Here is a 12,620-nt window from a genome sequence, read left to right as displayed (position 1 = left end):
CGGCCACGACACGAAGGTCCCTGCACGGCGTCGCCGAGCTGCTGCTGGCCGGGCCGCAGCACCGGCGCAGCGGCACCATCCGCCTGCGGGCCACGCCCGGCGGCTTCGCCACGGTCACCGAGCCCGACCTGCGCGTCGAGGGCGCCGACCTGGTGGCGGGCGAGCTTCGCCTGCCGATCTCCGGCACGTCGGCGCGGCGCTGGGCGCGGCGGCGGGGACGGACGCGGGCGCGCCGGAGAACCTCTACTCCGACGGCTCGGGGGTCTCCCCCGACGAGGTGCTGCGCGTCGACCCCGTCGCGGCGGCGGAGCTCGCCCACGCTCTCACGCTGGGTGACCAGGCGCTGCGCGCCCTGTCCCCCGGGGCGACGCCCGTGCTCTGGCCCGAGCACTTCGATCTGGCGATCACCGTGGACAAGGTGAACTACGGCGTCTCACCCGGCGACGCCTACCTCGCGGTGCCGTACGCGTACGTCGGCCCCTGGGAGCCGCGCGGCGGCGACTTCTGGAACGCGCCCTTCGGCGCGGCGCGCCCGCTGAGCGAGCTGGGCGGGGTGGTCGCGGCGATCACCGGCTTCTTCGCCGAGGGCCGCGACCGCGCCACCATCTCCTGACGTCCCTGCCGCCGCGCCGCCACTCCCGCCGCCGCGTCGTCCCCCGTCCCGCCGCCCCCCGTCCCGCCGTCCCGCCGTCCATGACCGGAGGCGAAACGGCGGAGCGGCGGACGAGCGGCGGCGGAGATCAGTAGTCCACGGCCGCGTCGACGAGCCAGGCGGCCAGGTAGCGGGCGTAGGAGGCGCGGACGAGGACGCGGAACTCCTCCTCCCCGGCGATCAGCACGACGTGGGCGCGGGCGAGCATGGTCTGCGCGCAGCGGCCGGAGCCGAACACCGAGGGGTGCAGGTCCAGGGCGCACCCGTGGGCCAGCAGGTCGCGGGCGCCCGGGCCGGCCACCATGATCGTGGTGCGCTGCGCCGAGACGTCGGTCGCCGCGACCTCCTCCGAGCGCGACAGGGGTGCCTCGCCGATCACCAGCCACTCGTCCGGCCCGAGCCAGACCACGTCGGCCTCCCCCGAGCGCAGCCAGGTGCCCGGCTCCAGCGGCAGCCTCACCCCCAGCGAGGCTGGAACCCGCGCGGGGTCCACGCGGAGGTTCGTCTGCCGCAGGAAGGGGATCTCCCGCACCTGGAGCCGCGGGCCCGTGACGCCGTCGAAGATACCGTCGAATCCGGCGAGCGGGCTGGTCCGGTCAACCGTCACGGCGGGTCCCCTCGGGGTCGTACAGGACGGGGTGGGCGACCGTCACCGGGACCAGGCCGGCGCCGGTGTAGGCGTGCAGGCGCTCGCCGATCCTGTCCCTGCCGCCGGCCACGAGCGCGAGTGCGAAGGCGCGCCCCAGGGCGGCGCTGCGGTAGGCCGAGGTGACGTGGCCGAGCATGGGGACCGGCGGTCTGGGGAGCCGGTCGGCGGCGATGACCTGGGCCCCCTCGGGGAGCAGTTCGGCCGGGTCGTCGGGGAGCAGGGCCACCAGATGGCGGCGGCCGGCACGGGCGGTGTCGGGCCGGGTGAAGGACCGTCTGCCCACGAAGTCGGCCTTGCTCCTGGAGATGATCCAGCTCATGCCGAGGTCGGCGGGGGTGACGGTGCCGTCGGTGTCCTGGCCGATGATGGGGTATCCCTTCTCGGCGCGTAGCACGTGCATGGTCTCGGTGCCGTACGGCGTGACGGCGCCGGTGCCCATGACGGCCTTCCAGAGCGCGAGCCCGTGCCACCAGGCGACGTTGATCTCGTAGGCGAGCTCGCCGGAGAAGCTGATGCGGCACACCCTGGCCTCCATGCCGGCCACCTCGGCGTCGCGCCAGGTCATGAACGGGAAGCTCCGCGCGTCCACCGCCAGCCCGGGGGCGAGCCCGGCCAGGACGGCGCGGGAGCCGGGACCGGCCAGGGCGACCGTGGCCCACTGCTCGGTGACCGACGTGCAGCGCACCCGCAGGCCCGGCCACTCGGTCTGCAGCCATTCCTCCATCCAGTCCAGGACGGCGGCCGCGTTGCCGGTGGTCGTGGTGACCAGGAAGCGGTCGGGCGCCAGGCGGATGACGGTGCCGTCGTCGAACACCATGCCGTCGGCGCGGCACATGACGCCGTACCGGATCGCGCCGACCTTCAGGCCGCTCATGAGGTTGGTGTAGAGGCGGTCGAGGAACTCGGCCGCGTCCGGTCCCTGTACGTCGATCTTGCCGAGGGTGGAGGCGTCGAGCGCGCCCGCCGCCTCACGCACGGCGCGGCATTCGCGCAGCACGGCGGCCGCCATGTCCTCCCCCGGCCGCGGGTAGTACCAGGGCCGTTTCCACTGGCCGACGTCCTCGAACCGCGCGCCGTGCTCGACGTGCCAGTCGTGGAGCGCGGTGACCCGCACGGGGTCGTGCAGGGCGCCGCGGTCGCGCCCTGCGAGGGCGGCGAAGGACACCGGGACGTAGGGGGCGCGGAAGGTGGTGGTGCCGAGTTCGGCCAGCCCGGCGCCGAGCGTGTGGGCGAGGACCGCGGTGGTGAGCGTGCCGGAGGTCTTGCCCTGGTCGTGGGCGGTCCCGGCCGTGGTGTACCGCTTGACGTGCTCGACGGAGCGCAGCCCGGCCCCGGTGGTGGCCAGCGCGATGTCGGCCACGGTCACGTCGCGTTGCAGGTCGACGAAGTGGCGCGTGTAATCCCCCGCGCCCGCGGGATCGGCCGGCTCTGGCGCACCAGGACCGGATGGCCCGCGCACACCGAACCGCTCTTGCTCGTCGGACGGCCCCCGCACTTCAGACGGCCCCCGCTCGTCGGACGGCACCCGCTCGTCGGACGGCTCCCGCACACCGGACGGCTCCCGCTCGTCGGACGGCTCCGGGGGGACGATGGTGGCCGGGGAGAGGGGCGGCACGATCCATACGTGTTCCGGGGGCGGCCCGGCGGGGACGGGGAGCGGCGGCGGTTCGGCGCCGGAGCCGGCGGCCTCGCCGTCGGCCAGGCATCCGGCGAGGGTGAACAGCCCGCGCGCCGCCCCGGCCACCCGCACGGCGCCGCCGGCGGCGAAGGGCTCCGCGGGGCGGAAGGCCGCGAGGTGGTCGTCGTAGGTAAGGGCACCGCCGGCCTGGCCGAACAGGTGGACCACGGGGTTCCAGCCGCCGGAGACCAGCAGTAGGTCGGCCTCGACCTCGCGGGCGCCGACCCGTACGGCGCGCACGCCGCCGTCGCCGCCCGGGCCGTCCGCGCCGAGCGCTCCCGTGACCAGCCCGCCCTCCCGGGCGTCGGCGATCTCGGCGATCTCCACGCCGGCCGCCGCGAGGTCGCGGGCCGCGTCGTGGCCGCTGTCACCGCAGGTGAAGACCACCGCGCGGCGGCCGGGCAGCACGCCGTGCCGGTTGGCGTACGCGCGGGCGGCCGAGGCGAGCATGACGCCGGGCAGATCGTTGCCGTGGAAGGCGACCGACCGTTCGTGCGCGCCGGTGGCCAGCACGACCCTGCGGGCCCGGATGCGCCAGACCCGTTCCCGCGTGACCGCCTCCTCGCCGCGGCGCTCGACGGCGACCAGGTAGGTGTGGTCGTAGTAGCCGAGGACGCTGGTGCGGGACAGCACGCGCACGTCCGGCAGGGCACGCAGTTCCCCGGCGACGGCCCGCGCCCACGCGGCGCCGGGACGGCCCTCCACGGCGCCGCCGGTGTCGGCGAGGGTGCCCCCGGGCTCGGGGCGGTCGTCGGCGAGGACGACGCGGGCGCCGGTGGCCGCGGCGGCCCGCGCCGCGGCGAGCCCGGCGGGTCCGGCGCCCACCACCAGGACGTCGCAGTGGGCGTGGGTGGCGTCGTAGCGCGCGGTGTCCGGTTCGGCGGACAGCCGTCCACGTCCGGCCAGGCCGGAGGCGGCCATGCCGTCGAGCAGCGGGACCGTGGTGGCCTGCACCATGGGCTCGGAGTAGGGCCGGTCGATCTGGACGACCGCGCTGGGCTCCTCGGTCCAGGAGCCGAACACCCCGCGCGGGCGGCCGAGGGTGACGCTGGTGGCCACCCGGCGCACTCCGGCGGCGAGCAGCGCCGAGGCCAGCGTGTCGCCCCGGCGGCCCTCGTAGGGCCGGCCGTCGAAGGTGAACCGCAGCGTCTCCCCCGCGTGCTCGTCCCTGCGCCGCCCGGTCATCGCCCGCCTCCCGGAACGGAGGCGTCGGCGGAAGCGGGATCGCCACCGGGGGTGGGATCGCCGCCGCCGAGGATCTCGTCGGTCGCGGTGTCCCTGGTGAGGGCGAACCAGCGGCGGCAGCCGGCGGCGTGGTGCCAGCGCTCCCGGAACGGGCCCTCGGGGTTGTCGCGGAAGAACAGGTAGCGCGCCCACTCCTCGTCGGTGAGCGCCGCTGGGTCGCCGGGGTAGGCGACGCCGGCCTGCCCGCCGTACCGGAACTCGGCCTCGTCGCGCGGCCCGCACCACGGGCAGGGGATCAGCAGCATCGGGAAAGGGCGCTCCTTCAGTGGGCCACGGCGGCGGCGCCGTGCTCGTCCACGAGCGCGCCTGTGGTGAATCGTGCGAGGTCGAAGGGCGCGTTGAGCGGGTGCGGCTCGTCGCGGGCGATGGTGTGCGCGTAGCACCAGCCGACGCCGGGCGTCGCCTTGAAGCCGCCGGTGCCCCAGCCGCAGTTGACGTAGAGGCCGCCGACCGGGGTGAGCCCGACGATCGGCGAGGCGTCGGGGCTGACGTCGACCACGCCGCCCCAGGTGCGCAGGACGTGCGCCCTGGCGAAGATCGGGAACAGTTCGAGCGCGGCGGCCATCTGCCGTTCGATGATGTGGAAGGCGCCGCGCCTGCGGTAGGAGTTGGGCGCGTCGATGCCGGCGCCCATGACCAGCTCGCCCTTGTGGGCCTGGCTGACGTAGACGTGGACGGCGTTGGACATGACGACCGTCGGGTGCACCGGTTCGAGCAGTTCGGAGACCAGCGCCTGCAGGGTGTGGCTCTGCACCGGCAGCCGCACCCCGGCCAGGCCCGCGACGACCGAGGAGTGGCCGGCCGCGCTGAGCGCCACCCGGCCCGCCGCGACCCGCCCGCGGGTGGTCCGGACGGCCTGGACGCGTCCGCCGGCGACCTCGATGCCGGTGACCTCGCAGTGCTCGATGAAGTGGACGCCCATCGCGGAGGCGGCGCGGGCGTAGCCCCATGCGACGTGGTCGTGCTTCGCGATGCCGCCCCGGGGCTGGTAGGTGGCGCCGAGCACCGGGTAGCGGGCGTCGGGCCGGACCTCGACGATGGGGCAGATCTCTTTGACCCGCTCGGGGCCGAGCCATTCGGCGTCCACGCCGTTCAGCCGGTTGGCGTTGACGCGGCGCACGCCGTCGCGCACGTCCTGGGCGCTATGGGCGAGGTTGAGCACGCCGCGCTGGCTGAACATCAGCCGGTAGCCGAGTTCCTCCTCCAGCCCCTCCCACAGCTTGAGCGCGTGCTCGTAGATGCCGGCGCTCTGGTCCCACAGGTAGTTGGAGCGGATGATCGTGGTGTTGCGCGCCATGTTGCCGCCGGCCAGCCAGCCCCGCTCAAGGACGGCCACGTTGGTGATGCCGTGGTTTCTGGCCAGGTAGTAGGCGGTGGCGATGCCGTGCCCGCCGCCGCCGACGATGACGACGTCGTAGGACCGGTCGGGCTCGCCGGGGCCGCGCCAGAGGGCGGCGCCGTCTCCGGGACCGGCCAGGCGGTCGGGGTCGGTCATGGTCCTCCCGTGCGGGGTCACGCGCGCAGCCGTTTCATCGCGGGGTCGAACAGCGGCTCCCGCGCGACGACGGCCGGGACGCGCCTGCCGAAGTAGCCGATGTGCACCTGCCGGCCGGGGACGGCCAGCTCGGCCGGCAGCCACGCGTAGGCGACGGCCTTGCCGACGGTGTACCCATAGGCGGCGCTGGTGACGTATCCCACGCAGGAGTCGCCGTCGTACACCGGCTCCTTGCCCATCACCACGTCGGCGGGGTCGTCGGAGGTCAGGCAGGTGAGGCGGCGCCGCACCGACGCCTCCCGCTCGGCGAGCGCGCTCTTGCCGATGAACCCGGGCTTGCGGGTCTTGACGGCGAAGCCGAGCCCGGCCTCGTACGGGTCGTGCTCGTAGGTCATGTCGGTGCCGAAGGAGCGGTAGCCCTTCTCCAGGCGCAGGCTGGTGAAGGCTCCGCGTCCGCCGGCGACGACGCCGTGCGCCCGCCCGGCCTCCCACAGCGTGTCCCACAGCTTCTGGCCCATGTCGGCCGTCGTGTAGAGCTCCCAGCCCAGCTCGCCGATGTAGGACAGGCGCAGCGCGGTGACCGGCACGGCGCCGATATAGGCGCGCTTGGCGCGGAAGTAGCCGAAGCCCTCGGCGGAGAAGTCGGCGGTGGTGAGCGGCGCGACGACGTCGCGGGCGAGCGGCCCCCAGACGCCGACGCAGCACGTGCCGGGGGTGATGTCCCTGACGGTGACCGAGCCGTCGGCGGGCAGGTGGCGGTGGAGCCAGTCGAGGTCGAGGTTGCCGTTGGCGCCGACCTGGAACAGCTCGCGGCCGAGCCGGGCGACGGTGATGTCGCTGCGGATGCCGCCGTCGTGGTCCAGCAGCAGGCAGTAGGTGACGGTGCCCACCGCCTTGTCGACCTCGCCGGTGGACAGGCGGGTGAGGAACGCCGCGGCGCCGGGGCCGGCGACCTCCAGCCGTTTCAGCGCGGTCATGTCGTACAGCGCGACGCCCTGCCGGGACGCCAGGGCCTCGGCGCCCACGATCGGGGACCAGTAGCGGGCCGCCCAGTCGCCGGGCCTCGGGATGTCGCCGACCCCGGCCAGGGCGGCGTTGGCGGCGTACCACTGCGGGCGCTCCCACCCCGCGGCCTCCAGCGCGACCGCGCCCAGTTCGCGCTGCCGCGCGTGGAAGGGGCTGACCCGCAGCGGCCGCAGGTTCTCCGGCGGCTGAAGGGGGTGGATGATGTCGTAGACCTCGACGAAGTTCTGGCAGTCGCGGGTGAGGACGTACTCGGGCGCCAGCTGGTGCGGCTCGAACCGGTTGACGTCGCACTCGTGCAGGTCGAACGACGAGCAGTGCCCGTCGACCAGCCATTCGGCCATGGCGCGGGCCACGCCCGCCGAGTGGGTGACCCACACGGCCTCGGCCACCCAGAAGCCTTTGACCTCGGCCGACTCGCCGAGCAGCGGCATGTTGTCGGTGGTGAAGGAGAACAGCCCGTTGATGCCCCGCTCGATCTCGGCCTCGCGGGTCGCGGGGAGCAGCGCGCGGGTCTCCTCCCACGCCGGGGCGAAGTCGGCGGGGGTGAAGGGGGTCACCGAGGGCATCACCCCGGCGGCGGCGACGGCCGGGATGTCCTCGGGGCGCACGGGCATCGGGCGGTGGCCGTAGTAGCCGACGGCCAGCCGGTCGTGCCGCTCGCGGTAGTACAGGTCGGCGTCCTGGTGGCGCAGGATCGGGCGGGTCGCCTCCCTGGACGGCCGGTCCACCTCGCTCGCGGCGAGGGCGGGGACCGGGCCGGTCCAGGCGAGCTGGTGGGCGAGCGGGGTGAGCGGCAGCGTCATGCCGGCCATGGCGGCCACCTTGGGACCCCAGATGCCCGCGCAGCACACGACGACGTCGGCGGGGATCTCGCCACGGTCGGTGAGCACGGCGCTCACCCGGCCGTCCTCGGCGCGCACGTCGAGCACCTCGTGCCGGTCCAGGACGCGCACGCCGCGCTCGCGGGCGCGGGCGAGCTGCGCCTCGACGGCGGGGACGGCCTTGGCGATGCCGTCGGTCGGGACGTACAGGCCGCCCAGCACCCGGCCGGGGTCGAGCAGCGAGTGGCGCCGCAGGCACTCCTCGGGGGTGAGCAGGCGGGCTTCGAGGCCCCAGGAGGCGGCCCAGCCGTGCCGCCTGCGCAGGTCGGCGAGGCGTGCGGGGGTGGTGGCCACCTCCAGCCCACCGACCTGGAGGAAGCAGCCGAGCGCCAGCAGCTTCTCGACGGTGTAGCGGGCCATCTCGGTCATGGTCTTGGACGGGTTGGTCTGGAACACCAGGCCGGGCGCGTGGGAGCTGGACCCGCCGGCGGCCGGGAGCGCTCCCTGGTCGACCACGGTGATGTCGTCCCAGCCGCGCGTGGACAGCTCGTCGGCCAGGGCCGCGCCCACCACACCGGCTCCGATGACCACGACCCGCGGGCCTGCCATACGCCGCTCCTCTGTTGCGCATGCCGAGATCGAATGCGCATTCCGCAACAAGCGTGACCGGCGGCCCGGGGGGTGTCAAGAGCGGGTCAGCCGGTCGGCAGCCAGGCCTTCACCTTGGCGGGGTTGTCGGCGACCCACTTCTTCGCGGCGTCCTCCGCGGACATCTTGTCCTCGGAGATGTACTTGGCCACGAGGTTCTGGTCGTCGTTGGTCCAGGTGAACCTCTTCACCAGCTCGTAGGCCGGGCCGCCCGAGTCGGCGAACCTCTTGCTCACGATCTTGTCGAGCTCGTACGGCGGGTAGTCGCAGGCCACCTTGGCGGCGTCGGCGTCGCAGCCGTCGGTGTAGGGCGGCAGGTTCACCTTGACGAGCTTGACCTCCGACAGGAACCACTGCGGCTCGTAGAAGTAGCCGAGCATGGGCTTCTGCTGCGCCTCGGCCTGCCGGAACCCGGTGATGAGCGCCGCCTCGCTGCCCGCGTAGACGACCTTGTAGTTCAGATGCAGGTTCTTCACCAGCGCGGCGTCGTTGGTCACGAACGAGGGGTCGCCGTCGAGCAGCTGCCCCTTGCCGCCGGACTCCGAGGTCGTGAACAGGGAGGCGTACTTGTCCAGGTTCTTGTAGTCGGTGATATCGGGGTACTTCTGGGCCATCCACGGCGGCACGTACCAGCCGATGACGCCCTTGTTGCCGGTCGGGCCCGCCTCGACGGCGACCTTCTGGTCCTCGATGTACTTCTTCTTCAGGTCGTCGTGGCCCCAGTTCTCTACGATCGCGTCGACCTCGCCGGTCGCGAAGCCCTGCCAGGCGACCTCCTCCTTGAGGTCCTTCTTGGTGACCTGGCAGCCGAGCTCCTTCTCGGCCACGTAGGCGATCACGGCCGCGTTGGCCTCGTACCCGACCCAGGGGTTGACCGCGAGGTTGACGGCGCCGCACGCCTTCTTCGCCGGGGCGGCGGCGTTCCCCGAGGCCGCCGGGGCCTCGCCGACCTTCGCCCCGCCGCACGCGGAGACGAGCAGGCCGGCCGCCGCCAGCAGCAGGGCCGCCCTCGGCCGCCCGGATCCGCAAACCGAAACACTCACCAGGGTCCTCCTGATCGCAGGGCCGCGCGGAGCGGCCATCGTGCACCCGTGACGGGCGGCTGGTGAACTCCCCGACGCCGCGACCCCTTGGTGATCGCGGCGAGCATGGTGCCGAGCACGACGATGGCCAGGCCCGCGGCCAGGCCCTTGCCGCGCAGCTGGAGCTGCGAGAACCCCGACACGACGTCGTAGCCGAGCGCGCCCGCGCCGACCAGGCCGCCGACCACGACCATGGCCAGGACGTAGCACAGGCCCTGGCTCGCGGCCAGGGCGACCGCGCCGCGCGCCATCGGCACCTGCACCTTGGAGATGATCTGCCACGTGCTCGACCCGGCGGCCGTCGCGGCCTCCACCGCCCCGGCGGGGACTCCCCGGACGCCGTCGGCGACCAGCTTGATCGCCACGGGCGCGGCGTACACCACCGCGGCGATGATCGCCGTGAACCGGGTCGCGCCGAACAGCCCGAGGATCGGCACCAGGTACACGAACGCGGGCATGGTCTGGCCGGCGTCCAGCAGCGGGCGCATCACCCGGTCGGCGCGGTCGTCCCGGCCGATCCACACGCCCACCACGATGCCCAGCGCCATCACCAGCACGGTGGCGACCAGCGTGGAGGCCAGCGTCACCATCGCGTCCTGCCACAGGCCGAGCGCCACCAGCAGGACCAGGCAGGCGGCGCACACGAGCGCGACGCGCGGGGTGGCGACCACCAGCGCGACCGCGGTGACCACCAGCAGCACCAGCCACCACGGCGACCCGGTGAGCACCGCCTCGAACGGGTTCAGCAGGCTGTAGGTGATCAGGTTCTTCAGGCCGTTTGTGGAGGCGTACAGGTCGGCCTGCGCCCACCGGCCGGCCGCGTCGGCGCCCCGGCGGACGTAGGAGCCGAGGTCGGCCTCGCCGGGGAACTCCGCCGCCCACACGTAGACGTGCGAGAGGTAGACCAGCACGGCGGTGACGGCGAGGACGGCCGCCACCTGGAGCCTGCGCCACAGCGGCCGGCGGGCGCGCCCGGCGCGGCGGGCCGCCTCGACGCGGCGCCCGGCCGCCGAGACGCCGCGGTCCAGCACGATGGCCATGACCACGATGGCCAGGCCGGCGTTGAACGACGTGCCGACGTCCAGCGTCTCCAGCGCCTTGAGCACGGTCTTGCCCAGGCCGGGCGCGTCGATGAGCGCGGCGATCGTGACCATGGACAGCGCGGCCATGACGGTCTGGTTGACCCCGACGATGATGGTGCGCTTGGCCAGCGGCAGCCGCACCTTGGCCAGCAGTTGCCAGGGCGTCGAGCCGAGCGAGACACCGGCCTCGACGCTCTCGCGGGGCACCTGCCTGATCGCGTGCGAGGTGATCCTGATCGCCGGCGGGATCGCGTAGATCATCGTGGCCACGGTGGCGCTGGCCGGCCCGATCAGGAAGAACAGCGTCAGCGGCGCCAGGTACACGAAGGTCGGCATGGTCTGCATGAAGTCCAGTACCGGGGTGACCAGGCGGTCGAACCGGTCGCTCAGCCCGGCCCAGACGCCGAGGGGGATGCCCGCGGCCAGCGACAGCAGGACGGCGGCCAGCGTCAGTGCCAGCGTGTCCATGCTCTCCTCCCACAGGCCGAGCAGCCCGAAGGAGACGAACCCGGCGACGGTCAGCGCCGCCACCCGGAGGTTGCCGTAGAGCAGGGTGAGCGCCCCGGCGATTCCGGTGACGCCGAGCCAGCCGACCACCGGCACCGGGCGGCCGAAGGAGGGCCGGCTGATCAGCGCCTGGACGAAGGTGACCAGCTCGTCGATGAACAGCCGCACGTAGTTGACGAAGTAGAGGAACAGCGGGCTCTCGTTGCGGCCGTTGTCGACGGCCTCGGCGATCCGGCCGACGCGCACGTGCAGCGGGGTGAGCTCGGCGCCGTCCAGCGGGAGGGTGGCCTGCCCGCGGAAGGCGGCCCACAGCGCCACCCAGGCGGCCAGGATGCCGAGCAGCAGGTACGGCCGGGACCACGCCGGCCGGCGGCGGGGCGCCGTGGTCGCGGTCATCGCGCGGTCACCTCGCCGGCGCTCATCCGGCGATCACCTCCAGCATCTCGGCGCCGCCGACCAGGCCGAGCAGCGCTCCGTCCTGGACGACCCGCACGGGCCGGTCGGCGCGCAGGACGGTGCGCACGGCGTCCTTGATGACGACGTCCGGCCCGAGCTCGGGGCCGTCCAGCGCGTCGCCGTCCTCGGGCGGGCGCATGATCCAGCGCAGGGTGAGCACGTCGGCGCGGGACACGTCCCGCACGAACTCGCGGACGTAGTCGTCGGCGGGCGCCCCGACCACCTCGTCCGGGGTGCCGATCTGGACGATCTCGCCGTCGCGCATGACCAGGATGCGGTCGCCGAGCTTGAGCGCCTCGCTCAGGTCGTGGGTGATGAAGATCATCGTCTTGCCGACCTCGCGGTGCAGGCGGACGACCTCGTTCTGCATGTCGCGGCGGATCAGCGGGTCGAGGGCCGAGAACGGCTCGTCGAAGAACAGCACCTCGGGGTCCACCGCGAGGGCGCGGGCCAGGCCCACGCGCTGTTGCATGCCGCCGGAGAGCTGGTCGGGGTAGGACTCGCCGTACCCGGCCAGCCCTACCAGGTCGAGCATCCGCGTCGCGCGCGCGTAGCGCCCCTGCCTGCCCTGGCCCTGGATCTCCAGGCCGTAGGCGATGTTGTCCAGCACCCGGCGGTGCGGCAGCAGGCCGAAGTGCTGGAACACCATGGCGAACCGGTGGCGGCGCAGCTCGCGCAGCTCCCGGTCGCCGGCCTTGCGGATGTCCCGCCCGTCCAGCAGCACCTCGCCGGCGGTCGGCTCGACCAGCCGGGTCAGGCAGCGCACCAGCGTCGACTTGCCCGAGCCGGACAGGCCCATGACGACGAAGACCTCGCCGCGCCGCACGGAGAAGGAGACGTCGCGCACCGCGGCGACGCAGCCGGTGCGCTCCTTGAGCTCGGCCCGCGACAGCTCGGCGAGCGGCGTGCCCGCCACCCGGCCGGCCCGCGGGCCGAAGACCTTCCACAGGCCGCGCACGTCGAGGGTCACCGCCTCCGGGGGCGGGGAGGGCTCGGCCTGCGACGTCGCGGTCATGGTCACCTCGCGGTTCGAGGGGCGAGGGCCGGCTTCCGGGGACGGACGACGGAACAGGGCTCCGGCACGGACCTCTCCGTTCGCGTATCTGGTTGCGTATCGCGCATCAGAATGCTCAACGAGGAACAGATCGTCCCTCCCGCACGCCCCCCCGGTCAAGGCTTGCCGCGTTTCGCTTGGCGACCGGAAAACGCACCTCCACCCGGCCGCGCGCGTGAGTTCCGGCCCGGCCCTGGTCACCCGGCCCTGGTCATCGGGCCCTGG

At 73.9% G+C, this 12,620-nt stretch carries 9 protein-coding genes; 1 reads left to right on the top strand and 8 read right to left on the bottom strand.

Going from position 1 to position 12,620, the window contains the following annotated elements; genetic code table 11:
* Positions 1–277 precede the first annotated feature (277 nt).
* The gene (locus ABZT47_RS21115) at positions 278–613 is read left to right on the top strand and encodes a hypothetical protein (RefSeq protein ID WP_354844444.1); all 336 of its coding nucleotides are present in this window, start codon (positions 278–280) and stop codon (positions 611–613) included.
* Positions 614–740: 127 nt separating this feature from the next.
* Here ABZT47_RS21115 and ABZT47_RS21110 read toward each other — a convergent pair whose 3' ends face one another.
* The 8 genes from ABZT47_RS21110 to ABZT47_RS21075 all read right to left on the bottom strand — a co-directional run bounded on the left by ABZT47_RS21110 (position 741) and on the right by ABZT47_RS21075 (position 12,356).
* The gene (locus ABZT47_RS21110) at positions 741–1,259 is read right to left on the bottom strand and encodes a sarcosine oxidase subunit gamma family protein (RefSeq protein WP_354844441.1); all 519 of its coding nucleotides are present in this window, start codon (positions 1,257–1,259) and stop codon (positions 741–743) included.
* Positions 1,249–4,164, bottom strand: coding sequence for a 2Fe-2S iron-sulfur cluster-binding protein (locus ABZT47_RS21105; protein WP_354844438.1), 2,916 nt, complete (start codon positions 4,162–4,164; stop codon positions 1,249–1,251). Before ABZT47_RS21105 ends, ABZT47_RS21110 begins: the two co-directional genes overlap by 11 nt.
* Positions 4,161–4,469 (bottom strand): sarcosine oxidase subunit delta, encoded by a 309-nt coding sequence (locus ABZT47_RS21100; protein ID WP_354844435.1) that lies wholly within the window; start codon positions 4,467–4,469, stop codon positions 4,161–4,163. The genes ABZT47_RS21105 and ABZT47_RS21100 overlap by 4 nt, the downstream gene beginning before the upstream one ends.
* Positions 4,470–4,486: 17 nt before the next feature.
* Positions 4,487–5,719 carry a sarcosine oxidase subunit beta family protein gene (locus tag ABZT47_RS21095; protein ID WP_354844432.1) on the bottom strand — a complete coding sequence of 411 codons (1,233 nt, stop codon included), beginning with the start codon at positions 5,717–5,719 and terminating at the stop codon, positions 4,487–4,489.
* A gap of 17 nt (positions 5,720–5,736) precedes the next feature.
* Positions 5,737–8,175 (bottom strand): FAD-dependent oxidoreductase, encoded by a 2,439-nt coding sequence (locus ABZT47_RS21090; protein WP_354844429.1) that lies wholly within the window; start codon positions 8,173–8,175, stop codon positions 5,737–5,739.
* 86 nt (positions 8,176–8,261) lie between these two features.
* Positions 8,262–9,257 (bottom strand): ABC transporter substrate-binding protein, encoded by a 996-nt coding sequence (locus tag ABZT47_RS21085; RefSeq protein WP_354844426.1) that lies wholly within the window; start codon positions 9,255–9,257, stop codon positions 8,262–8,264.
* Positions 9,254–11,281 (bottom strand): ABC transporter permease subunit, encoded by a 2,028-nt coding sequence (locus ABZT47_RS21080; protein ID WP_354844423.1) that lies wholly within the window; start codon positions 11,279–11,281, stop codon positions 9,254–9,256. The genes ABZT47_RS21085 and ABZT47_RS21080 overlap by 4 nt, the downstream gene beginning before the upstream one ends.
* Positions 11,282–11,303: 22 nt before the next feature.
* On the bottom strand, positions 11,304–12,356 hold the full coding sequence (locus ABZT47_RS21075; RefSeq protein WP_354844420.1) for a glycine betaine/L-proline ABC transporter ATP-binding protein: 1,053 nt from the start codon (positions 12,354–12,356) through the stop codon (positions 11,304–11,306).
* Between the last annotated feature and the right edge of the window lie 264 nt (positions 12,357–12,620).

It is taken from the genome of Sphaerisporangium sp. NPDC005289 (assembly GCF_040607455.1).
Classification (GTDB): domain Bacteria; phylum Actinomycetota; class Actinomycetes; order Streptosporangiales; family Streptosporangiaceae; genus Sphaerisporangium; species Sphaerisporangium rhizosphaerae.
Note: the sequence above shows the minus strand (reverse complement) of the source record. Positions and strands in the feature narration are given on the sequence as shown.

Coding starts and splice junctions, on each gene's coding strand:
- ABZT47_RS21105 (WP_354844438.1), bottom strand. CDS start 4,164: ATGACCGGGCGGCGCAGGGACGAGCACGCGGGGGAGACGCTGCGGTTC.
- ABZT47_RS21100 (WP_354844435.1), bottom strand. CDS start 4,469: ATGCTGCTGATCCCCTGCCCGTGGTGCGGGCCGCGCGACGAGGCCGAG.
- ABZT47_RS21095 (WP_354844432.1), bottom strand. CDS start 5,719: ATGACCGACCCCGACCGCCTGGCCGGTCCCGGAGACGGCGCCGCCCTC.
- ABZT47_RS21090 (WP_354844429.1), bottom strand. CDS start 8,175: ATGGCAGGCCCGCGGGTCGTGGTCATCGGAGCCGGTGTGGTGGGCGCG.
- ABZT47_RS21080 (WP_354844423.1), bottom strand. CDS start 11,281: ATGACCGCGACCACGGCGCCCCGCCGCCGGCCGGCGTGGTCCCGGCCG.
- ABZT47_RS21075 (WP_354844420.1), bottom strand. CDS start 12,356: ATGACCGCGACGTCGCAGGCCGAGCCCTCCCCGCCCCCGGAGGCGGTG.